Origin of the sequence: Microbacterium meiriae (assembly GCF_040686935.1) — a bacterium.
Taxonomy (GTDB): Bacteria; Actinomycetota; Actinomycetes; order Actinomycetales; family Microbacteriaceae; genus Microbacterium; species Microbacterium meiriae.
In genome coordinates, this window is the sequence record NZ_JBFBMF010000003.1 from 515842 (window position 1) to 537888 (window position 22047).

A 22047-nucleotide genomic window follows, 5' to 3' on the forward strand; every position below is an offset into this window, starting at 1 on the left:
ATGACTGAGAACAACCTCGCCGTCGTCGTCCTCGCCGCAGGCCAAGGCACGCGCATGAAGTCGCGCCTGCCGAAGGTGCTGCACCGGATCGGCGGGCGTCCGCTCGTCGGACACGTGCTGACGACCGCGACCCGCCTGCACCCGGCGCACATCGAGGTGGTCGTGCGGCACGAGCGCGATCAGGTCGTCTCCGCGCTGCATGAGGACTACCCGGATGCGGTCTTCGTCGATCAGGACGAGGTTCCCGGCACGGGGCGCGCGGTCCAGGTGGCGGTGGATGCCCTTCCCGCCGACTTCGACGGCGACGTGCTCGTGCTCTCCGGCGACTGCCCGCTGGCCGATGCCGAGACGCTGTCGACGTTCCTCGACGAGCACCGCGCCTCCGGAGCGCCCGCGACCCTCATGACCGCCCTCGTCGATGACCCCACCGGCTACGGGCGGGTCATCCGCGACGCCGACGGCACGGTCGACCGCATCGTCGAGCAGAAGGACGCGACGGAGGAGGAGGCCGCCGTCAGCGAGATCAACGCAGGAATGTACGTCTTCCGTGCCGCCACGCTGCGCAGCTACCTGCCCCGGCTCGGTGTCGACAACGCGCAGGGCGAGATGTACCTCACGGATGTGCCCGGCCTCGTGCGCCGGGACGGCGACCGGGTCGCCGCCTCGATCGTCTCGGACGTCGAGGTCACGTTCGGGGTCAACGACCGCGCCCAGCTCGCCGAGGTCGGTCGGCGCCTGAACGCCCGCATCGTGCGCCGCTGGCAGCTCGAGGGCGTCACGATCGTCGACCCGGCCACGACCTGGATCGACGACGACGCCACGCTCGCCCCGGACGTCACCGTGCTCCCGAACACGCAGATCCTGCGCGCGACGACGATCGCCGCGGGAGCGACGATCGGCCCGGACACCACGCTCGTCGACTGCGAGGTGGGGGAGGACGCGGTCGTCCGCCGCACCGACGCGACCCTGGCCGTGATCGGTGCCGAGGCGACCGTCGGCCCGTTCTCGTACCTCCGCGCCGGTACCGTGCTCGGCCCGAAGGGCAAGATCGGCGCCTACGTCGAGACGAAGAACGCCGAGATCGGCGAGGGCAGCAAGGTCCCGCACCTGTCGTACGTCGGTGATGCGACCATCGGCCGCGGGGTGAACCTCGGGGCGAGCACCATCACCGCCAACTACGACGACGTCAACAAGCACCGCACGGAGATCGGCGACGAGGTGCACACGGGCTCGCACACGGTGCTGGTCGCGCCCGTTAGGCTTGGTCCTGGTGCGAAGACCGGCGCCGGCGCCGTCGTCCGCAAGGACGTCCCGGCCGGTGCTCTGGCCATGAGCGTGGCCCCCCAGCGCAACATCGAGGGGTGGGTCGAGAAGAACAGAGCAGGGACGGGCGCGGCGGATGCCGCGGCCCGGGAGAATTCGGCGGAATAGGCGGAGCATGGCCCGGAAGAAGAAGACGGTCGACCTGGATCGCGACAACGGCGTGGCCCCCGGCCTCGTCGCCAAGACGAAGAAGCGTCTGGTCATCGCGGGTGGTCGATCGCATCCCGAGCTGACCGCGGCCGTCGCCGCCTCGCTCGGCACCGAGATCGCTCCGGTCGAGCACCGCACCTTCGCCTCCGGCGAGATCTACGCCCGCTTCGAGGTCTCGATCCGCGGCTGCGACCTCTTCCTCGTGCAGACGTTCGGCGAGCCGGTCAACGAGTGGCTCATGGAGACGCTCATCATGATCGACGCCGCCAAGCGCGCCTCGGCCAAGCGGATCACCGTCGTCGCCCCCTACTATCCGTATTCGCGTCAGGACAAGAAGGGCCGCGGCCGCGAGCCCATCAGCGCCCGCCTCGTCGCCGATCTGCTCAAGACGGCCGGCGCCGACCGCGTCATGAGCGTCGACCTGCACGCCGCCCAGATCCAGGGCTTCTTCGACGGCCCCGTCGACCACCTCTTCGCCAAGCCGGTGCTCCTGGACCACTTCGAGCGCACACTCACCCCGGAGGACCGCGAGATCCTCACGGTCGTGTCCCCGGACATGGGACGCGTCCGTGTGGCCGACACCTGGTCGGACAGCCTCGGGGCGCCGCTCGCGATCATCCACAAGCGCCGCGACCCGAAGGTCGCCAACCAGGTCTCGGTGCACGAGATCGTCGGCACCGTCGAGGGGCGCACCTGCCTCCTCGTCGACGACATGATCGACACCGGCGGCACGATCGTCAAGGCGGCGCAGGCGCTCAAGGCGAACGGCGCGCACCGCGTGATCGTCGCCGCGACCCACGCGATCTTCAGCGACCCGGCGTCCGAGCGGCTGCAGGACGCGGCCATCGACGAGGTCGTCGTCACGGACACCATCCCGCTCTCGGAATCGCGCCGCTGGGAGACGCTGACCGTGCTGCCGATCGCGCCGCTGCTGGCCCGCGCGATCCACGAGGTCTTCGAGGACGGCTCCGTCACAAGCATGTTCGGCGGGGACGCGTAACGCATCGGGACGGCACAGCCCGTGCATAGCCGGGCTGCTTACGGTCGAGTCATCGACGGAAGAGTCGACCGACGCCGACCACGGAGGACCCCATGATCCGCACGACCGTTCCCACCTCTGTCCGCACCGGCACTGCCCTCCTCGGGGTCGCAGGGCTGTTCGTCCTCGCCGGATGCTCGTCGACCGGCGACGCCGCAGACACCTCGAACGGCACCGACGAGACCGCGGGGTCGAGCTCCTCGTCCTCGTCGAGCGGCGGCGACGCCTCCGGCACCTACACCGACGGCACGTACACGGCCGACGGCTCGTACCAGACCCCGGAGACGGTGGAGGAGATCACCGTCTCGCTCACCCTCGCCGACGGCGTCGTGACGGAGGTCGAGGTGACGGGCGACCCGAAGGCTCCGGAGACCGAGCGGTACCAGGGCGAGTTCATCGACGGGATCGCCGACGAGGTCGTGGGGAAGCCGATCGACGAGCTGAACGTCAGCCGCGTCGCCGGGTCGTCGCTCACGAGCGGCGGCTTCAACGACGCCGTGGCCTCCATCAAGGAGCAGGCCGCCGCCTAGGCGCGAGGCGTCCTCATGGGGGAGTGGCGATTCGAGGCGATCGGCACCGTGTGGGAGATCGAGACCGGCGCCCCGCTCACGGATGACGTCCGCGCGGCCGTGACAGTGGAGATCGAGCGGTTCGATCGCGCCTGGTCCCGGTTCCGCGACGACTCCGATGTGGCCCGGCTCGGACGGTCGGGCGGCTCGCTGTCCTCGCCGGACGCGGGGCCGATGCTCGACGCCTATCGCGATCTCGATGCCGCCACGGCCGGTGCCGTGAACCCCCTGGTCGCCGACAGCCTGGAGGCCCTGGGCTATGACGCCGCGTACTCGCTGCGGGCCGGGGAGCCCCGCCCCGCTCCCGCCTCCTGGACATCCCTGCTGACCTGGTCGGCGGACACGGTCGAGGCGCACGAGCCTGCCCTCCTCGACGTGGGCGCCCTCGGCAAGGGACGTCTCGTCGACCGCGTGATGGCGGTGCTGGCCGACATCCCCGGTGATGTTGTCGTGGATGCCGGTGGGGACATCCGCGTGCGGGGTGCCGGCGTGCGCATCGCGCTCGAGCACCCGTTCGATGCGCGGAAGGCGATCGGCGTCGTCGAGGTCGCTGACGGAGCGTTGTGCGCATCGGCCGTCAACCGAAGGGCCTGGGGCGAGGGCCTCCACCACGTGCTCGATGCGCGGACAGGACAGCCCGTCCGCACCTGGGCGGCGACGTGGGCACTGGCCCCGGAGGCGATGAGGGCAGATGCCGTGGCCACCGCGCTGTTCTTCGACGGCGGCCCGGAGCTGGCCACCCGCTGGGGCGTCGAATGGGTGCGCATGACCACCGACGGCCGTGTGCAGCGCTCGCCGGGCTGCCAGGCCGAGCTCTTCACCGCAGCTCCTGCGCGAGCCGCCGGAACCGTGGGAGACAGGACACCATGACCACTGCCTTCGCCGCCGCCCGCCAGCGCGTCCTCGCCGTCCTCGGCGCGCTGTCGATGTACCGCCTCGTGCTGTTCACGCTGACGGCACTCGCGCTCGTCGCCCTCGTGCTCTCCCTGTTCGGTGTGATCGTCTCCCCGACCCCGGTCGAGCTGCTGGCGTCCTTCGCGGTGCTGGCGGTTGCGATCTCCGCCGTGGACGCGATCGCCCAGCGCCTGCTTCGCCTTCCGTGGCGCGTCGAGTCGTCCCTCGTCACCGCCCTCATCCTCCTGTTCGTACTGCGTCCTGGCATCGAGCCCTCGGCCCTGCTCGGCCTCGCGATCGCCGGCGCGGTGGCGAGCGCGTCCAAGTACCTCATCGCCTGGCGGGGACGGCACATCTTCAATCCGGCCGCGTTCGGCGCCGCGGTGGTGTCGATCCTGGGAGCGTTCGGCGCGTTCAGCTGGCTCGGCACCTCGTCGTCGTGGTGGGTCGGCACACCGGTTCTCGTGATCCCTGTCGTCCTCCTCGGGCTGGCCGTGCTGTGGCGCACGGAGAAGGTCGGCGTCGTCCTCCTGTTCCTCGTCGTCGCCGTGGCCACCTCGATCGTGCGGCAGGCGATGCAGGCCGGGCAGTTCGACGTCTCCTTCGATCTCACGACGGCACTGTCGTTCGCGGTGCTCCAGTCGCCGTTCCTCTTCCTCGGAGCGTTCATGCTGTCGGAGCCGTTGACGCTGCCACCGCGGCGTCGTCAGCAGCTCGTCGTCGCCGTCGTGGTCGGGCTCCTCGCGGGGTGGCCGATCTCGGTGGCGGGCCTCTTCACGCTTGGGCAGGAGCGTGCCCTGCTCATCGGCAACCTCGTGGCCTTCGCGTTCGCGCTCCGGGGGTCCGTGCGCCTCGTCCTCGAGCGCCGCGCCCTCGTGACGCCCACCGCCCAGGAGCTCACGTTCCGGGCGAAGGGCCGCGTGCGGTTCCTTCCCGGGCAGTACCTCGAGCTCGATGTCCCGCATCGGCGCCCTGACGCGCGGGGGACGCGCCGCGAGTTCAGCATCGTGTCCGCCCCCGCCGACCTCCCGACACTCCGCATCGCCTACAAGAACGGCGACCAGCAGCATCCGTCGAGCTACAAGCGCGCTCTCGCGGCGGCCGCGCCCGGCGCGACCTTCGCGGTGACGGGCACCTGGGGCGATTTCATCCTGCCGCGTGGCGAGCAACCGGTACTCATGGTGGCGGCCGGCATCGGTGTGACACCGTTCGTCTCGCAGCTTCGGCAGCTCCAGGCGACGGGGCAGCGGCGTGACATCGTTCTCGTCTATGTGGCGTCCTCGGCGGAGGAGCTCGCCTTCCGGGACGAGCTGGCCGCGACGGGTGTGCGCACGGTCGTGTTCACCCGCGACGAGCCGGCCGACCTTCCTCCGCACTGGACGTGGGGGCAGGGGGCACGCCTGGACGCGGAGACCCTGGAGAGCGCGGTGGACGACCTCTCGGCGCGGCACGCGTTCATCTCCGGCCCGCCGCGACTCATCGCCGACCTCGCGCCGGCGCTGCAGAAGGCCCGTTCCCTCACCACGGACGCCTTCGCCGGCTACTGACCCGGATCGTCTTCCCTTCCCTTTTGCCGGGGATTTGCGACGCCTGCACGACCCCGCGACACCCGCACGACGGAATCCCCGGTCTCGTCGTGCATCCCGCCCCCGGATCGTGCAGGCGGCCCGGCCACGACAGAACCGGGATGGGCGGATCGGTCGAGCGGACGGGACAGGGTCGTGCGGGTGAGCACGGGCTCGGCTCGACCTCGGACACCGGCCGGGGGACGCCCGCAGGACCTGACCACGGGTGCACGACGGGACGGACGGATCGGTCGTGCGGGCGGGCTCCGGTCGTGCAGGTGTGCGCGACAGCCCGGACGATGACCCGGGTCAGTCGGGCGGGGTCTCGCCGGGGGGAGTCATCGGGATACGGACCGTGAAGGTCGTGTCCCCGGGCTCGCTCTCGACCGAGATCCGGCCGTGATGACCCTCCACGATGGCCTTCACGATCGCGAGACCGAGCCCGGTGCCGCCGGTCTGCCGGGCGCGGGAGCTGTCCCCGCGGGCGAACCGGGCGAAGAGCTCGTCGCGGAGGGCGGGATCGATCCCCGGGCCGTCGTCGTGCACGCGCAGCACGGCCTCGTCGCCCTCCCGAGCCACGCTCAACGTCACCGTGGTCCCCGCGGGGGTGTGCGTCCGGGCGTTGGCGAGCAGGTTCGCGACGACCTGATGCAGGCGCCCTGCATCACCGACGACGGTCACCGGCTCGTCCGGCACCTCGATGTTCCAGTGGTGGTCGGCCGCCGTCGGCCGCGCATCCGAGAGGCCTTCGAGGGCGAGCTGGGTGAGGTCGACCGTGCCGTACACGAGTTCGCGTCCCTCGTCGAGGCGGGCGAGGAGCAGGAGGTCCTCCACGAGTCGCGTCATCCGCAGCGACTGCGCCTGGATGCGCTCCAAGGAGGAGGTCGTGCCCTCGATGACCGCGTCTTCCTTCGTCGCCTCCGGTGCCTGACGCAGTGCCCGCAGCGAGAGCTCCGAGTAGCCGCGGATCGAGGCCAGAGGCGTACGCAGCTCGTGGCTCGCGTCGGCGACGAACCGGCGCATCTGCTCCTCGTTCTTCTGCCGCGCCGAGAGGGACGTGTCCACGTGGTCGAGCAGCTTGTTGAGCGCGGCGCCGACGAGCCCGGTCTCCGTCCGCGGATCGGCCTCGCTCGCCGGCACGCGCTCGGTGATGCTGACCTCGCCACGGTCGAGCTGCTGATTGGCGACCCTCGTCGCGGTCGCCGCGACCGCGCGCAGCGGCCGCAGCCCCACGCGGATCGTGACCGCCGTGGTGAGGGCGAGGAGGATCAGGCCGCCCGCCGTGGCGAGCAGGATCACGGTGAGGAGCTGCGTGAGCTGATTCTGGACGTCGTCGCGGGGGAGGCCCGTGACGACGACGACGCCGTTGCTCGCGGTGGTCGCGACGACCCGATACGAGCCGAGGCTGTCGAAGGAGACCGTGGCAGGGGTGCCGAGCGCGACCGTGCCGTAGAGCTGCTGCAGCTGATCGGGGGTGAGCGGCTGCGGCGCGCTGTTCAGCGCCCCGCGGCTGTCCTCGAAGGCGACGCCGCTCGGTCCCGCGATGGGGCTGCCGAGCGACAGCAGCAGCCCGGGCATGGGGTCCAGGCGATACAGGATGTTGTCGACAGTGGCCTCGGACGGCGCGATCCCCTCCACGATCCGATCCCTGATCGTCGCGGCGTAGCTCTTCACCTTGTTGTCGAGCTGGTCCTCCAGCGTGCTGCCGAGGGTGGCGCTGGTGATGACGGCGACGATGACGAGGATCAGCGACACGAACCCGATCACCGCGGTCATCAGCCGCGTCTGCAGGCTCATGGGCCGTCGCGTCACCGTCGCTCCGCTCACTGCGGGGCCTTGATCATGTAGCCGACGCCGCGCACGGTGTGCAGGAGGGGCGTGCGGCCGGCGTCGATCTTCTTCCGGAGGTAGGAGATGTAGAGCTCCACGACCGAGGACTTGCCGCCGAAGTCGTAGCTCCAGACGCGGTCCAGGATCTGCGCCTTGGACAGCACCCGGCGCTCGTTGCGCATGAGGTACCGCAGCAGCTCGAACTCGGTCGCGGTCAGCTCGATCTCCACGCCGTCCCGGACGACCTCGTGGCTGTCCTCGTTGAGCGTGAGATCGGCGACCCGGAGGATCGACTGCCCGTCGTCGGCGCTGGCGTGTCCGGTGCGCCGGATGATCGCGCGGAGGCGGGCGATCACCTCCTCCAGGCTGAACGGTTTGGTCACATAGTCGTCGCCCCCGGCGGTGAGCCCGGCGACGCGGTCGCCCACGGCGTCCTTCGCCGTCAGGAAGAGGACGGGGACAAGGTTGCCCGCTTCGCGGAGCCGCTTGAGCACGGCCATCCCGTCGAGGTCGGGCATCATGATGTCGAGCACGAGGGCGTCCGGCTCGAACTCCTTCGCGACCTGGAGCGCCTCGAGCCCGGAGGACGCGGTGCGCACCTCCCAGCCCTCCATGCGCAGGGCCATGGCGAGCAGATCGGTGAGCATCTGCTCGTCGTCCACGGCGAGGATGCGCAGAGGGGAGCCGTCGGGGCGGCGCAGTTCGGGCAGGTCGCTGGTCATGCCTCTATTCTGCGGAACTTCCTATGTGATTTCTATGGAACGGGCTATGGGTTCTCTGGGAGATGTCCGCCTCATAGAACCCTCATCATCCGTCCCTCGGATCCGCACAACGGTCGTCCCTAGCGTCGGTTCCGCGCCGCGATCGTCGCGGCGGGAGGAGAGACATGTACGGACGATATCTGCGGCGCGAACTCGCGGGCCGCAAGAAGCAGACGGCGATCGTGGCCATCGGGCTCGCGATCGCGATCGGACTGGTGATCGTGGTGAACGCCCTGACGACCGGTGTGCGCGACGCCCAGACCCAGTCGCTGGCAGCGGTCTACGGAGTAGGGACGGATCTCACCGTCACCGGCGCCGTCGCGGAACCGAGCGACGGGACGGGACCGCGGTTCGAGTTCGACGAGGACGCGGGGGAGAGCGACGGCGAGACCACGACCCTGGAGCAGTCGACCCTGCGCACGGACTTCGGCCGGACGACGCTCGAGGCCTCGGTGCTGGACACGGTGGCCGGTACCGACGGCGTCGCCGCCGCGACCGGTGCGCTGAGCCTGACGAACTCGACCTTCTCCGGTGAGCTGCCGAGCGGCGGCTTCGGCGGGCAGGACGGTGCGGAGGGCCAGGCTCCTCCGCAGGGTGGCGGCGGGGGTGGAGGCGGTGCTTTCGGCATCGACTCGTTCACCGTCCTCGGCATCGACCCGTCCGCGTCGGAGGTCGGCCCGCTGGCCTCCGCCGAGATCGGCGAGGGGCGTGGGCTGGACGCCGATGACAGCGGAGCGCTCGTCGCGCTGGTGGACAGCACCTACGCCGCGAGCGAGGACATCGCCGTCGGCGACACCCTGGACGTCGCGGGCTCCGACGTCGAGGTCGTCGGCCTCCTCACGTCGGCGTCGGATGCCGCAGACACCGCGGCGGACGTCTACCTCCCGCTCGACACCGCGCAGGAGCTGGCCGGGGTGGAGGACGTGATCTCCACGGTGTACGTGCAGGCGGATTCGGCGGCGTCCCTCGACGAGGTGCAGACGGCCCTGGCGGAGGAGCTTCCCGACGCCACCGTCTCCTCGCAGTCCGAGCTCGCCGCGACCGTGTCCGGCTCGCTCTCGAACGCGACGGCGCTCGTCACGAACCTCGGCACCTGGCTGTCGATCATCGTCCTCGCCGTCGCCGTGCTGCTCTCGGTGCTCCTCACCCTCTCCGGCGTCGGCCGCCGCACCCGCGAGTTCGGCACCCTGAAGGCGATGGGGTGGTCGAACGGCCGCGTCGTGCGCCAGGTCGCCGGGGAGTCGATGGTGCAGGGCCTCCTCGGAGGAGCAGCAGGTCTCGTGCTCGGCCTCGCCGGGATCCTGATCATCACCGTCGCGCAGCCGAGCGTAGCCGCCGGCTCCGCGGCCGTCGGCGGAGGCCCGGAGGGAGGAGGCGGCTTCGGTGGCCCCGGCGGCATGGCCCCGGGCGCGGAGACCGCCACCGACATCGTGCTGCAGGCACCGCTGACCCCCTGGGTGCTCGTCGCCGCCGTGGGCCTCGCGGTGCTGGGCGGGCTCGTCGCCGGCGCCTTCGGAGGCTGGCGGGCCGCGCGACTGAGCCCGGCAGAGGCCCTGCGGTCCGTCGCATGAGCGGCGTCGCGAACCACACAGGAGAGAAGGAGACCGAGATGACCACGATGACGGATTCCGAGGCCCGCGTTCCGGCCCCGTCGGCGGCGACCCCGCTGTACCGGGCGACGGGCGTCACCCGCACCTATACGCGGAGGGGACGGACGGTGACGGCACTCACCGGCGTCGACCTGGAGATCATGCCCGGCGCCTTCGTCACGATCCAGGGACCGACCGGAGGGGGCAAGTCAACGCTGCTGCAGCTGCTGGGGGCGCTCGACACACCGACCTCCGGGACGCTGCAGCTGGACGGCCGTGAACTGTCGTCGGCCTCGCCGTCGGAGCTGGGACGGATCCGCGCGCAGGAGATCGGATTCGTCTTCCAGGGGTTCAACCTGATCCCCACGCTGACGGCGGCGGAGAACGTCGACATGGCCCTGGAGCCGCTCGGTATCGACCCGGCGGAACGACGCACCCGGGTCGCCGCCGCTCTCGCGCACGTCGGCCTGGCGGACCGCGGAGACCATCGTCCGGCGGAGCTGTCCGGCGGGCAGCAGCAGCGTGTCGCGATCGCGCGGGCGATCGTCAAACGCCCCCGGGTGCTGCTCGCGGACGAGCCGACGGGCAACCTCGACGAGAGGATGCGCGACGAGATCCTCGACCTGCTGGAACGCCTCTGCGCGGAGGGCATCACGATGGTCGTCGTCACGCACGACTCCGCGGTGGCGCGGCGGGCGACGAAACGGCTGCGTCTGACGCAGGGGACGGTGAGGGACATCACCCGATAGCGGGCGGCGCAAGGGAGGGGCGGACGGTGGGCCGCCCCTCTTCCGCGATGTCCGACCCCGGGTCTACCGTGTGCTCATGGTCGACCACGTCGAATCCGCACAGCCCACCGTCCACCGTCCCTCCACCGTCTCCGAGGTCGCCGCGCTCGTCCGCGCCGCCGCGCAGGAGGCTGTCCCCCTGACCGTCGTCTCCGGCGGACACGGGCCCTGGTCCCACGCCTCCGCTCCCGGTCTGCGGCTCGAACTCGGGGAGCTCTCCTCGATCGAGGTTGACGGCACCGCCGTGCGCATCGGTGGCGGTGCGGTCTGGGGCGATGTCGCGGCAGCCCTCGCCGGCCACGGCCTCGCCCTGAGCTCCGGCGACACGGCCAGCGTCGGTGTCGGCGGCCTCACGCTCGGCGGCGGCATCGGCTGGATGGTGCGCGCCTGGGGCCTCGCCGTCGATCAGCTCGTCGGCGCCCAGGTCGTCACCGCGAGCGGAGACGTGGTGGAGGTCTCGGCCACGCAGCATCCCGACCTGTTCTGGGCGCTGCGCGGCGGTGGCGGCAACTTCGGCATCGTCACCCGTTTCGACTTCGAAGCGCATCGCCTGCCGGGGATCGCGCTGGCCGAGTCCGTCGTCGACGGCGACGCGACCGCCGTGCTCCGGGCCGCGCGCGAACTCCTCCGCGATGCCCCGCGCGAGCTCACCGTCACGTACATGGACGTGCCGCCCATGGACCCGAGTGCGCCGGCCGGTGCCCGGCTGACCGCCGTATGGGCGGGGCCCGACCCGGAAGCGCTGCGCGTGGAACTCGCGCCGATCACCGCGCTCGACGGTGTCACGACGGAGATCACCGAACCCGCCTACCGGGACATCCTGATGGAGATGCCGCAGCCCGAGGGCGGCGAGGCTCCCGCCCCTCCCGGGTTCCTCGGCGGGAACGGTCTCGTCGCCGACCTCGACGACGAGACGATCGATCGGCTGGTGGCCTATCGACGGGAGTACCCCGCCTCGGTCGTCTTCCTCCGGTCCCTCGGCGGGGCGTTCGGCGACGTGCCGCAGGAGGAGACGGCCTTCCCGGCGCGCACCGCGAGCTGGTTCGTCATGGCCGGTGCCTTCGACGTCCCCGGGCTGCTCGACGAGCAGGGGCGCGAGAAGGCCGCCGCCGACGCGCAGCGGATCGTCGGGGGCCGCCTCGCCGAGTACAGCAACTTCGTCGACCGCGAGCGCCCGGACGCGGTGTCCGGGATGTACGACGGCGACGCCTACGAGCGTCTGCGGGCGGTGAAGGCGCAGTGGGACCCGCAGAACGTGTTCCGCCGCAACCACAACATCCTCGTCTGACGCACGAAGGGCCGGGCACCCTGCGGTGCCCGGCCCTTCGTAGACCCGAGGTCAGTGCGTGTCTTCGGCCTCGATCTCGGAGCGGTCGCCCGACCACAGCGTGTGGAAGGTGCCCTCCTTGTCGATGCGCTTGTAGGTGTGCGCACCGAAGAAGTCGCGCTGACCCTGCACGAGAGCAGCCGGGAGGCGGTCGGCGCGGATGCCGTCGTAGTACGACAGCGACGAGGAGAACGCGGGCGCGGGGATGCCGGACTGCGCCGCCGTGACCACCACGCGGCGCCATGCCGCCTGGCCGCGGGTGAGCGCCTCGGCGAAGTACGGAGCCGTCATCAGCACCGGCAGGTCGGGGGTCTCGGCATAGGCGTCCGCGATCCGGTTCAGGAACTGCGCACGGATGATGCAGCCGCCGCGCCAGATCTTGGAGATCGCACCGAGGTCGATGTTCCAGCCGTACTCGGCGGCGCCGGCACGGATCTCGTCGAAGCCCTGCGAGTACGCGACGATCTTGGAGGCATAGAGCGCCAGGCGGACGTCCTCGACGAAGGCGTCGACCTCGTCGGCCGGGACCGTGAACTCCTCGTCCGGACCGGGAAGCGCCGCGGCGACCGCGCGCTGCTCGGGGTGGGAGGAGAGGGACCGGGCGAACGTCGCCTCGGCGATGCCCGAGACCGGGACGCCGAGCGAGAGCGCGGTCTGCACCGTCCAGGCGCCGGTGCCCTTCGCGCCGGCCTGGTCCAGGATGACGTCGACCAGCGGCTTACCGGTCGCCGCGTCGACCTGGCGCAGCACCTCGGCCGTGATCTCGATGAGGTACGACTCCAGCTCTCCGCGGTTCCACTCGGCGAAGATCTCGGCGATCTCTGCGGGGGTCTTGCCGGTGCCGCGACGGATGAGGTCGTAGGCCTCGGCGATGAGCTGCATGTCCGCGTACTCGATGCCGTTGTGCACCATCTTGACGAAGTGGCCGGCGCCGTCGTGGCCGACGTGCGTCACGCAGGGCTCGCCTTCGGCGACTGCGGCGATGGACTTCAGGATCGGCCCGAGCGTGATCCAGGACTCGTCCGAGCCGCCCGGCATGATCGAGGGGCCGGTGAGGGCGCCCTCCTCGCCGCCGGAGATACCCGCGCCGACGAAGTTGATGCCGGTCTCGCGGACCGCCTTCTCGCGGCGGATGGTGTCGGGGAAGTAGGCGTTGCCGCCGTCGACGATGATGTCGCCCGGCTCGAAGACCTCCACGAGGGAGTCGATCACGGCGTCGGTCGGCGCTCCGGCCTTGACCATGATGATCGCGGTGCGCGGCTTCTGCAGCGAGTCGGCGAACTCCTGGTACGTCTTCGCGGGGATGAAGCCCGCCTCGGGATGCTCGTCGAGGAGGGTCTGGGTCTTCTCGTAGCTGCGGTTGAAGATCGCCACGGTGTTGCCCTCGCGGCTCGCGAGGTTGCGGGCGAGGTTCGACCCCATGACGGCGAGTCCGACGACTCCGATGTTCGCTGATGCTTCGGGCACGGAAGGCTCCTCGATCGTGAAGAAGGGTTGTCTTCAGCGTATCGCTGTGCGCCGGATCGAGGCGCACCCGATGACGCATCACCGTCATCGTCCGCGACGTCGGGCGGCCCGGGGGCTCCGGACCTCTACGCTGAAGGGAGCACGGGAGCTGGAGGGAGTCGGTCGTGACGGAGTCCGAGAAGAAGGTCCGCGCCGTCGTCGCGGTGCCGTTGGCGGAGGAGCTGTGCGGGCTCATCGAGGAGCTCGAGCCGCGGCTCGAGGTCATCCACGACGCGGCACTGGTGCCTCCCATGCGCGGTCCGGCCGACTGGTCGGGCGCCCCTGACTTCACCCGCACGCCGGAGCAGCAGCGCGCGTTCGAGGCCCTCGTCGACTCCGCCGACGTGCTCTTCGGCATCCCCGACGTCGACCCCGACGCACTGGCTCGGACGGTCTCTGCGAACCCGCGGCTGCGGTGGGTCATGACCACGGCGGCGGGCGGCGGAAGCACGGTCAAGGCCGCGGAACTCGACCGCGCCGATCTCGACCGCATCGTCTTCACCACCAGCGCCGGCGTCCACGGTGGCACGCTCGCCGAGTTCGCCCTCTTCGCGGTGCTCGCCGGGGCGAAGGACCTTCCGCGCCTGCGGACCGATCAGGATCAGCGCATCTGGCCCGAGCGGTGGGAGATGCGCCAGGTCGACGAGATGACCGTGCTCGTGGTGGGACTCGGCGGCATCGGCGCGGAGTGCGCCCGCCGTTTCCACGCTCTCGGCGCCCGCGTGTGGGGGACCACTCGCTCCGGTCGTCCGGTCGAGGGCGTCGATCGCCTCATCGCGCTGGACGACCTCGTGGACGCGGTGGGGGAGGTCGACGCGATCGTCGTCACGCTTCCGGGCACGGAGCAGACCAGACACCTCATCGGCGAGGAGGTTCTGCGGGCAGTGAAGCCCGGGGTCATCCTCACCAACGTCGGGCGCGGGAGCGTGGTCGATGAGGCGGCGCTGCTCTCCGCCCTCGACGACGGCCGCGTCGGCTTCGCCGGGCTGGATGTCTTCGAGCAGGAGCCGCTGCCCGCCGAGTCCCCGCTGTGGGCGCACCCGCGCGTACTCGTCAGCCCGCACACCGCGGCGCTCAGCTCGAAGGAGGAGGAGCGCATCGCGCGGCGGTTCGCCGAGAACGCCACCCGCCTGCTCGACGGTCGGGAGCTGCGCGCAGTGGTCGACACGGTCGAGTTCTACTGAATCGGGATGCAGCAGGCATGAGCGTGCGCATCGTCGTGATGGGGCCGAGCGGATCCGGGAAATCGACGGTCGGTGCGGCGCTGGCGGAGAGCCTCGAGGCGCGCTTCGTGGACGGTGACGATCTGCATCCGCTGACCAACGTCGAGAAGATGGCAGCGGGGATCGCCCTCGATGACGAGGACCGGATGCCCTGGCTGCGGGTGGTCGGACGGACGCTCGCCGCCGAGACGCACATCGTCGTCGCCTGTTCCGCGCTGCGGCGGCGCTACCGGGATGCCATCAGGGCGGAGGCGCCGGACGCCTTCTTCGTCGAGCTCGGCGTGGCACGGGAGACGCTCGCCCGGCGACTGGGTGGACGGCCCGACCACTTCATGCCGGCCTCGCTGCTCGATTCCCAGCTCGACGCGTGGGAACCGCTGACGGGTGACGAGCCCGGCGTCCGGGTCGATGCCGCGCTCCCGCTGGTGCAGGAGGTGGCGGCGATCCGGAAGGCGCTCGCCGCGGAGACGGGAACGCCGGGGGAGCCTCAGTCCTTGCGGTAGCCCGAGCGGCCGAGCGAGAAGAGAGCCGCACCCGTGGCGACGGCCGCGCACACCGACATGGCGCCGATCAGCCAGAGGAGGACGTGGGAGAGGAAGGCGCCGTCGAGCATGGGGGTACTCCGAATTTCTGCAGTGGGGACCGGTGTCCTCAGCCTATCGGGTCATCCGGTACCATGGAGGCGTACCTCGGCGAGGGACGCTTCTGCGCGTGCGCGGGCGTCCGTGATCGACGCGGCGAAGCAAGCCCGGTGGCTTTCCTCACGCGTCCGCGTTCGAGTCCACAATTCCAAGACCACCGCGCGGCGCCTTCGCTGCGTGCCCCGAAGGAGAACCTCATGTCTGAAGACACCACGGTCCACGCCGAGCTGCGCAGCAGCTTCGGCAAGGGCTTCGCCCGCCGTCTGCGCGCCGCCGGCAAGATCCCCGCGGTCATCTACGGCCACGGCACCGAGCCCGTGCACGTCGCGCTGCCCGGCCACCAGGTCTCCCTGATCATCCGTCGCGCCAACGCGCTGCTCGACCTCGACATCGAGGGCACCTCGCAGCTCGCGCTCGTCAAGGACGTGCAGAAGGACCCGGTACACCAGATCATCGAGCACATCGACCTCCTGGTCGTGAAGAAGGGCGAGAAGGTCGCCATCGACGTCCCCGTCGTCGTCACCGGTGAGTCGGCCCCCGGCACCATCGTCAACCTCGATGCCACGACCATCCAGGTCGAGGCGGAGGCCACCCACATCCCCGAGAACATCGAGGTCTCGGTCGAGGGTCTCGAGGAGGGCGCGCACATCACCGCCGCCGACGTCACCCTCCCGAAGGGCTCGACGCTCCTCACCGACGCCGAGGTCCTCGTGGTCGCGATCTCCGTCCCGGCCGCTCCGGTCGAGGACGAGGAGACCGAGGGCGAGTCCGCCGAGGGTGCCGCCGAGGCGTCCGAGGAGGCCGCCGCGGAGTGATCTCCGCCTGCTTCATCACGGAGGGGACGCGATCGGATCGCGTCCCCTCCGTCGTATCCTGACCGGGGTGACGGCTCCGGCGAGAGAGGACGAGGAATGGCAGCCACCTGGCTCGTGGTCGGTCTCGGCAATCCGGGACCCCGCTATGAGGCGACCCGCCACAACATCGGCCAGATGGTCGTCGATGAGCTCTCGGCCCGCCGCGGAGAGAGCTTCCGGGAGCACAAGGGGGGCGCGCGCGTCGTCGAGACCTGGCTCCGGCCCGGTGCCGACAAGCTCGTGCTCGCCAAGCCGAACACGTTCATGAACGTCTCGGGAACCCCTGTCGCAGCGCTCGCCCGGTTCTACTCCGTCCCTCTCGACCACGTGGTCGTCGTGCACGACGAGCTCGACATCCCGTTCGACACGGTCAAGCTCAAGACCGGAGGAGGGCACGGCGGGCACAACGGCGTGCGTGACATCGCGCGGGCCCTCACGAGCCCGGACTTCCCGCGCGTGCGGGTCGGCATCGGCCGACCGGCGGGGCGCCAGGATCCTGCCGACTGGGTGCTCTCCCCGTTCGGCAAGGACGAGCGTGCGAACCTTCCCCTGCTCGTGGGTGACGCCGCGGACGCCGTCGAGCTCCTCGTCGGGGAAGGCCTGCTCGCCGCGCAGCAGAAGCATCACGCACCGCGCTGACCGGCGCCCCGCGGGGTCAGGTGGTGAAGGTGGCGTATCCCGCGGCGCCGCCGACGGCGAAGGCTGTGAACACGGCGACGAAGAAGATGACCGCCCCGAGGACGGCGACGATGAGCGCGGCGATGCCCGCTCCACGTCCCCGCTTTCGGCGGATCGCGATGATGCCCAGCACGATCGCGGCGATGCCGAGAACCGTGCCGGCCCAGAACGACAGCTCCGTCCACAGCACCTGATCACGCGCGGGGGACAGGAACCCGAGATCTCCCGAGGAGCCGCTGATGCCCTGCGGGATGCGGCGGCCCACCTCGAACGCGCTGACGCCGCCGATGATCGGCATGACGACGGCCGCGAGGATCGAGAGGCCGAGGGCGAGCAGGCCGAGGAACCCCGAGGGCTTCGGCGCGGCATCCGGCGCGGTGTACGTGCCGGACGGTGCTGCATAGCCGCCCACGGGCACCAGATACGCCCCCGGAGGCGCAGCCGGGGGTGCCGGCTGGCCGTATCCGCCGGCGGGCGGGTACGGTGCCGGAGCCCTCGGCGGTACGGACGCGTACGCGGGCGGCGGGATCGCACCGGAGACCGAGTCCTGCGGGACCGAGGCCGCCGGAGGGGCGGGCGGAACGGCGCCGGACGGAGGGGGCAGCTGCGGATCGGTCACGATGTCATCCTAGGGTGGCGCGCGGCTCAGACCCGGCGCAGCAGTCCGACGCGGTCGTACACGTCGGACAGCGTCCGATCGGCCACGGCATCGGCACGGGCGGCGTTCTCGGCGAGGATCCGGTCGAGCTCGGCCGGGTCGTCGAGGAGTTCGAGAGCACGGTCGCGCACCGGAGCGAACTCCTCCACGACGACCTCGGCGAGGCCCTTCTTGAAGTCGCCGTACCCGCGACCCGCGTACTCGTCCTCGATCGCGGGGATCTGGCGTCCGGTGAGCGCGGCGTAGATGGTCAGGAGGTTCGAGACGCCCGGCTTGGCCTCGCGATCGAACCGCACGGTGCCCTCGTTGTCGGTCACCGCGCGCATGATCTTCTTCGCCGACTTCGCCGGGTCGTCCAGCATCCACAGCACGCCGGCATCGCTCTCTGCCGACTTCGACATCTTGGCCGTCGGATTCTGCAGGTCGTAGATGCGCGCCGTCTCCTTCTGGATGACCGGGACCGGCACCGTGAAGGTCTCGCCGAACCGCGAGTTGAAGCGCTCCGCGAGGTCGCGGGTGAGCTCGACGTGCTGCTTCTGGTCGTCGCCGACCGGCACGACGTCCGTCTGGTAGAGCAGGATGTCGGCGGCCATGAGCACCGGGTAGGTGAAGAGGCCGACGCTGGTCGCATCGGCGCCGTAGCGGGCCGACTTGTCCTTGAACTGGGTCATCCGTCCGGCCTCACCGAAGCCGGTGATCGTGCTGAGGATCCAGGCGAGCTCGGCGTGCGCACGCACGTGCGACTGCACGTACAGCGTCGACTGCGAGGGCTCGATGCCCGCCGCGATGTACTGCGCGGCGGTACGGCGGGTCTTCTCGCGGAGCTCTGCCGGGTTCTGGGCGACGGTGAGGGCGTGCAGGTCGACGACGGAGAAGAACGCGTCGTACGAGGTCTGGAGCTCCCGCCACTGCAGGAGTGCGCCGATGTAGTTGCCGATCTGGAGGGAGTCGGCGGAGGGCTGCATTCCGGAATAGAGACGAGGCTTGTTCACCCGTCAATCCTATGCGTCCGCGCCGCGGACCCCTGCGCCGGCCGATCCCTTACGCTGACGTCATGACGAGCGGTGCGCCTCCGACGCGGGGACAGGTGTTCCTCGACGCGTTGGGCGCGGACGCTGAGCGTCTGCACCCGGAGATCCTCGCGCAGTATCGCGCTCCCGTCGCGGCGGGGCACGCGGAGGGGGTGTTCGCCGTCGCGGGGAGCCGCTTCGGTCGCGCAGCCGGTCTCGCGCGTCCGATCGTCGGGCCGGGTCTTCTGGTGCCGACATCGGGACGAGATGTCCCGTTCGTGCTCCGCACGGCCTCGGGGCGCACAGAGACCGGCCGCGCGACGCTCGACTCCATCCGCGAGTTCCGTTTCCCCGGACGGACCGCGCGGATCGTCGACCGGCTCACGGTGAGCGTGCGGCCGGGACTGGTCCGGAACCTGCTCGGTGCCCGAGGCCGCGTGGAGCTCATCGAGGAGTGCAGTGTGACGGCGGAGGGCTTCCTGCGGATGCGCACCGTCCGAGTCGCGCTGCGGCTGTGCGGTCGGCGGTTCGCGCTGCCCGGTCCGCTCGGCGTGCGCGTGGACCTGATCGACGGCTGGGACGCGGAGCACCGCCGGCGCACGATCGACATGCGTGCCGTGAACCCGCTGCTCGGCACCGTCCTGGAGTACCGCGGATGGTATCGGGAGTCGGAGCCGTCACCCTCCGAGCAGCCCGACCCGGGTCAGTAGGTGTAGTCGACGACGACCGGCGCGTGGTCGCTCCAGCGCTGGTCGTACGCGGCCGCACGCGCCACGTGGTACGCCTGGACGCGCTCGGCGAGAGCGGGCGTGGCCAGGTGGTAGTCGATGCGCCATCCCGAGTCGTTGTCGAAGGCCTTCCCGCGCATGGACCACCACGTGTACGGCCCGTCCACCTCGCCGTGGAAGCGGCGGCCGACGTCCACCCAGCCCAGGCCGGTGCCGACCGAGCCGTCGACGCCGGTGACCGGGGTCCCGGCCTCACCGAGGAAGCGATCGAAGTAGGCGCGCTCACGCGGCAGGAAGCCGGCCTTGGTGCGGTTGCCGCGCCAGTTCTTGATGTCGAGCTCGCGGTGCCCCACGTTGAGGTCGCCGGTGACGAGGGCGAGGGCGCCGTCGGTGTTCAGGCTCGCCAGTCGCGCTTCGAACGCGTCGAGGAACTTCCACTTCTCGTCCTGCTTCGGGGTGTCGGCCTCGCCGGAGTGCACGTAGGCGCTGACGACGGTGAGCGGACGGTCGCCGATCAGGAAGTCGGCCTCGATCCAGCGCCCCTTGGAGTCGAAGTCCTCCGGGCCGAAGTCCGCCCGGGAGGCGAGCGCGGGGAGGCGGCTGGCGATCGCGACGCCCGCGCGCCCCTTGGCCGTGGCCTCGTCGTGGACGAAGGTCCAGCCGGGGAGGGCGGCCTCGATGTGCTCGTCCTGCCCGCGCACCTCCTGAAGGGTGAGGATGTCGATGTCGGCGGCGTCCAGCCACGTGCTCATCCCGTTGCGGGCGGCCGCCCGGATCCCGTTGACATTGACCGAGGCGATACGCAGGTGAGGCATTCCTCCAGCCTAACGAGCACCGCCGACATCGCGGTTCTGACGGTGATCGAGCTCGGAGAGCAGGCGCTGCGCGAGAGGGGAGGTCGGGGGTGCGGGCGGGGGAGCAGAGGCCTCCAGTCGCGCGACCTCGTCCTCCGCCTCGCGGACGGCGTGCCCGGCCGCCCAGCTCCGATACCACGGGGCCTCGTCTTGCGCGGCTCGGGCGTCGCGCAATCGGATCCGTGCCGCCGCGAGCAGGGTGGCGTGCTCCGCCACCCGCCGCTCGGCCTCCGTCGGCAGCAGGAGCGGGAGGTCGCGGTCCTGGGCGGCGACGGCGATCCAGGAGGCGGCGACGAGCATGACCACCCCGTTGACCCGGAACCACAGCAGCAGCCCGACGAAGATCGCGAAGGTCGCCAGCAGGGGATTCGACGGCGTGTAGCTCAGGAGGAACCCGACCCCGAACTGCAGCACCGTCATGGCCGCGCCGCCGAGGAGGGCGCCCGGCCAGATGGTGCTCCAGTGCAGCGAGGTGCCGGTGAGGAAGCGCACCATCGCCGCCAGCGCCCCCGTCAGCAGGACGAACGACACGAGCACCGTGCCGATCCGGATGCCGAGGTTGAGTCCGTCCGATCCCGCGTCCCAGCCGAGGAGCGAGAGCACCCAGCTCAGCACGGCGGCACTGGCCGAGCTGAGGGCGGAGCCGAGGATCAGCGAGACACCGAAGATGAGGGCGGCGAGGAGGTCGCGCGCTTTGAGGAGGAGGTAGCTGCGGCGGTCGGGCTCGAGGCCGAAGATGTCCCGCACGGCTCGCCGGGAGAAGGTCACCCAGCCGATCGCCGTCCAGATGACCGTGCCGAGCGCGATGAGGCCGGTGATTCCGAGGAACCCGGTGGTGTTCGACGCGATCTCCTGCACCTGCGCGGGCGTGAAGACGCCGCCCTCGTCGAGGATGAGGTTCGGGATGTAGTTGTTGATGATGTCGATGAGCCCGTTCACGGCCTCCTCGCTGCCGCCGAGCCAGAGCCCTGTGATGGCGAACGCGAGGTACACCGCGGCGAAGATGGCGAACAGCGCCTGGTAGCTCACGCCGGCGGCGAGCAGGAAGCCGTTGTGCTGCAGGAAGTGGCGCCACACCCGCACCGGGAAGAGACCGAGGGTCCGCCGCGTCAGCGCGGTCGCGCGCTCGACCGCGGCATCGAGGCGACCATCGGTCGCCGAACCGGGCTCGGACACGCCCCCACCCTACCCAAGACCGGTCACGCCCTTCCGCGAGAACAGGCGCAGACACGAGAACAGGCGGCCCCGTCCGGGACCGCCTGTTCTCGCGTGAAGGCCTGTGTCGGTGCGTCAGGGACGGCCGCGGAGGACCGCCTGCTTGACCTCGGCGATGGCCTTGGTGACCTCGATGCCACGGGGGCACGCCTCGGAGCAGTTGAAGGTCGTGCGGCAGCGCCAGACGCCTTCCTTGTCGTTGAGGATGTCGAGGCGGACCGCAGCGTTGTCGTCACGCGAGTCGAAGATGAAGCGATGCGCGTTGACGATGGCCGCCGGGCCGAAGTACTGTCCGTCGGTCCAGAACACCGGGCACGACGAGGTGCACGCGGCGCAGAGGATGCACTTGGTGGTGTCGTCGAAGATCTCGCGGTCGGCGATGGACTGCGTGCGCTCCTTGCCCTTCTCCGGCACGGAGTTCGCGACGAGGAACGGCTGCACCTCGCGGTACGACGCGAAGAACGGCTCCATGTCGACGACGAGGTCCTTCTCCAGCGGCAGGCCCTTGATGGCCTCGACGTAGATCGGCTTCGAGATGTCGAGGTCCTTGATCAGCGTCTTGCACGCCAGGCGGTTGCGGCCGTTGATGCGCATGGCGTCGGAGCCGCAGATGCCGTGGGCGCAGGAGCGCCGGAAGGTGAGCGAGCCGTCGACCTCCCACTTGATCTTGTGCAGGGCGTCGAGGACGCGGTCGGTGGAGTAGAGCTCCACGTCGTAGTCGACCCAGTGCGGCTCGGCGTCGATCTCCGGGTCGAACCGACGGATGTTGAAGGTGACGATGAAGGACTGGATCCCGGTCTCTTCCGTCGTGTCTGCCGGGGCCTCGGCGAGGGCGTTGGACATGC

At 70.7% G+C, this 22047-nt stretch carries 22 protein-coding genes; 13 read left to right on the forward strand and 9 right to left on the reverse strand.

Annotation, left to right across the window (positions count from 1 at the left end):
- The 5 genes from glmU to AB0P08_RS12560 all read left to right on the forward strand — a co-directional run bounded on the left by glmU (position 1) and on the right by AB0P08_RS12560 (position 5522).
- Positions 1–1431 carry a bifunctional UDP-N-acetylglucosamine diphosphorylase/glucosamine-1-phosphate N-acetyltransferase GlmU gene (gene glmU / locus AB0P08_RS12540; protein WP_259954593.1) on the forward strand — a complete coding sequence of 477 codons (1431 nt, stop codon included), beginning with the start codon at positions 1–3 and terminating at the stop codon, positions 1429–1431.
- 7 nt (positions 1432–1438) lie between these two features.
- Positions 1439–2473, forward strand: a complete 1035-nt coding sequence (locus tag AB0P08_RS12545; protein WP_187661963.1) for a ribose-phosphate diphosphokinase — start codon at positions 1439–1441, stop codon at positions 2471–2473.
- A 92-nt stretch (positions 2474–2565) separates the two neighbouring features.
- Positions 2566–3042 (forward strand): FMN-binding protein, encoded by a 477-nt coding sequence (locus tag AB0P08_RS12550; protein ID WP_363590069.1) that lies wholly within the window; start codon positions 2566–2568, stop codon positions 3040–3042.
- Positions 3043–3057: 15 nt separating this feature from the next.
- A complete protein-coding gene (locus tag AB0P08_RS12555; protein ID WP_363590070.1) occupies positions 3058–3951 on the forward strand; it encodes an FAD:protein FMN transferase in 894 nt (297 codons plus the stop codon).
- On the forward strand, positions 3948–5522 hold the full coding sequence (locus AB0P08_RS12560) for an FAD-dependent oxidoreductase (protein WP_363590071.1): 1575 nt from the start codon (positions 3948–3950) through the stop codon (positions 5520–5522). The genes AB0P08_RS12555 and AB0P08_RS12560 overlap by 4 nt, the downstream gene beginning before the upstream one ends.
- Before the next feature lie 327 nt (positions 5523–5849).
- Here AB0P08_RS12560 and AB0P08_RS12565 read toward each other — a convergent pair whose 3' ends face one another.
- On the reverse strand, positions 5850–7337 hold the full coding sequence (locus AB0P08_RS12565) for a sensor histidine kinase (RefSeq protein ID WP_363590072.1): 1488 nt from the start codon (positions 7335–7337) through the stop codon (positions 5850–5852).
- Positions 7338–7363: 26 nt separating this feature from the next.
- The gene (locus AB0P08_RS12570) at positions 7364–8092 is read right to left on the reverse strand and encodes a response regulator transcription factor (protein WP_136051691.1); all 729 of its coding nucleotides are present in this window, start codon (positions 8090–8092) and stop codon (positions 7364–7366) included.
- Between the two features lie 164 nt (positions 8093–8256).
- Between AB0P08_RS12570 and AB0P08_RS12575 the strand changes: the two genes are divergently transcribed.
- The 3 genes from AB0P08_RS12575 to AB0P08_RS12585 all read left to right on the forward strand — a co-directional run bounded on the left by AB0P08_RS12575 (position 8257) and on the right by AB0P08_RS12585 (position 11796).
- On the forward strand, positions 8257–9702 hold the full coding sequence (locus tag AB0P08_RS12575) for an ABC transporter permease (RefSeq protein WP_363590073.1): 1446 nt from the start codon (positions 8257–8259) through the stop codon (positions 9700–9702).
- A gap of 47 nt (positions 9703–9749) precedes the next feature.
- Positions 9750–10469, forward strand: coding sequence for an ABC transporter ATP-binding protein (locus AB0P08_RS12580; protein ID WP_374459441.1), 720 nt, complete (start codon positions 9750–9752; stop codon positions 10467–10469).
- Positions 10470–10545: 76 nt separating this feature from the next.
- Positions 10546–11796 (forward strand): FAD-binding oxidoreductase, encoded by a 1251-nt coding sequence (locus AB0P08_RS12585; protein WP_363590075.1) that lies wholly within the window; start codon positions 10546–10548, stop codon positions 11794–11796.
- A 51-nt stretch (positions 11797–11847) separates the two neighbouring features.
- Here AB0P08_RS12585 and gnd read toward each other — a convergent pair whose 3' ends face one another.
- Positions 11848–13302: an NADP-dependent phosphogluconate dehydrogenase gene (gene gnd / locus AB0P08_RS12590; RefSeq protein ID WP_187661956.1), complete on the reverse strand. Its 1455-nt coding sequence runs from the start codon at positions 13300–13302 to the stop codon at positions 11848–11850.
- Positions 13303–13466: 164 nt separating this feature from the next.
- Here gnd and AB0P08_RS12595 point away from each other — a divergent pair, with 164 nt between their 5' ends.
- Together AB0P08_RS12595 and AB0P08_RS12600 are read left to right on the forward strand one after the other, a co-directional pair.
- A complete protein-coding gene (locus AB0P08_RS12595; RefSeq protein ID WP_363590076.1) occupies positions 13467–14525 on the forward strand; it encodes a D-2-hydroxyacid dehydrogenase in 1059 nt (352 codons plus the stop codon).
- Between the two features lie 17 nt (positions 14526–14542).
- Complete coding sequence (locus AB0P08_RS12600) at positions 14543–15067, forward strand: gluconokinase (RefSeq protein WP_268776824.1); 525 nt, start codon at positions 14543–14545, stop codon at positions 15065–15067.
- On the opposite strand, the gene AB0P08_RS12605 is transcribed toward AB0P08_RS12600, so the two are convergent.
- Complete coding sequence (locus AB0P08_RS12605) at positions 15052–15177, reverse strand: hypothetical protein (RefSeq protein ID WP_259954603.1); 126 nt, start codon at positions 15175–15177, stop codon at positions 15052–15054. The genes AB0P08_RS12600 and AB0P08_RS12605 overlap by 16 nt on opposite strands.
- Before the next feature lie 225 nt (positions 15178–15402).
- On the opposite strand from AB0P08_RS12605, the gene AB0P08_RS12610 reads away from it, so the two are divergent.
- Both AB0P08_RS12610 and pth read left to right on the forward strand, forming a co-directional pair.
- Positions 15403–16020 (forward strand): 50S ribosomal protein L25/general stress protein Ctc, encoded by a 618-nt coding sequence (locus AB0P08_RS12610; protein ID WP_187661953.1) that lies wholly within the window; start codon positions 15403–15405, stop codon positions 16018–16020.
- A gap of 96 nt (positions 16021–16116) precedes the next feature.
- Positions 16117–16698: an aminoacyl-tRNA hydrolase gene (pth, locus tag AB0P08_RS12615; protein WP_363590077.1), complete on the forward strand. Its 582-nt coding sequence runs from the start codon at positions 16117–16119 to the stop codon at positions 16696–16698.
- Between the two features lie 16 nt (positions 16699–16714).
- On the opposite strand, the gene AB0P08_RS12620 is transcribed toward pth, so the two are convergent.
- Both AB0P08_RS12620 and trpS read right to left on the reverse strand, forming a co-directional pair.
- Positions 16715–17356: a hypothetical protein gene (locus AB0P08_RS12620; RefSeq protein WP_363590078.1), complete on the reverse strand. Its 642-nt coding sequence runs from the start codon at positions 17354–17356 to the stop codon at positions 16715–16717.
- 26 nt (positions 17357–17382) lie between these two features.
- Positions 17383–18387 (reverse strand): tryptophan--tRNA ligase, encoded by a 1005-nt coding sequence (gene trpS, locus AB0P08_RS12625; RefSeq protein WP_082749972.1) that lies wholly within the window; start codon positions 18385–18387, stop codon positions 17383–17385.
- A 62-nt stretch (positions 18388–18449) separates the two neighbouring features.
- On the opposite strand from trpS, the gene AB0P08_RS12630 reads away from it, so the two are divergent.
- Positions 18450–19115 carry a DUF4166 domain-containing protein gene (locus AB0P08_RS12630; RefSeq protein WP_363590079.1) on the forward strand — a complete coding sequence of 222 codons (666 nt, stop codon included), beginning with the start codon at positions 18450–18452 and terminating at the stop codon, positions 19113–19115.
- On the opposite strand, the gene AB0P08_RS12635 is transcribed toward AB0P08_RS12630, so the two are convergent.
- The 3 genes from AB0P08_RS12635 to AB0P08_RS12645 all read right to left on the reverse strand — a co-directional run bounded on the left by AB0P08_RS12635 (position 19109) and on the right by AB0P08_RS12645 (position 22045).
- On the reverse strand, positions 19109–19948 hold the full coding sequence (locus AB0P08_RS12635) for an exodeoxyribonuclease III (RefSeq protein ID WP_259954609.1): 840 nt from the start codon (positions 19946–19948) through the stop codon (positions 19109–19111). The genes AB0P08_RS12630 and AB0P08_RS12635 overlap by 7 nt on opposite strands.
- Before the next feature lie 9 nt (positions 19949–19957).
- Complete coding sequence (locus AB0P08_RS12640) at positions 19958–21163, reverse strand: YhjD/YihY/BrkB family envelope integrity protein (protein ID WP_259954610.1); 1206 nt, start codon at positions 21161–21163, stop codon at positions 19958–19960.
- Positions 21164–21277: 114 nt separating this feature from the next.
- Positions 21278–22045: a succinate dehydrogenase iron-sulfur subunit gene (locus AB0P08_RS12645; RefSeq protein WP_187661947.1), complete on the reverse strand. Its 768-nt coding sequence runs from the start codon at positions 22043–22045 to the stop codon at positions 21278–21280.
- Between the last annotated feature and the right edge of the window lie 2 nt (positions 22046–22047).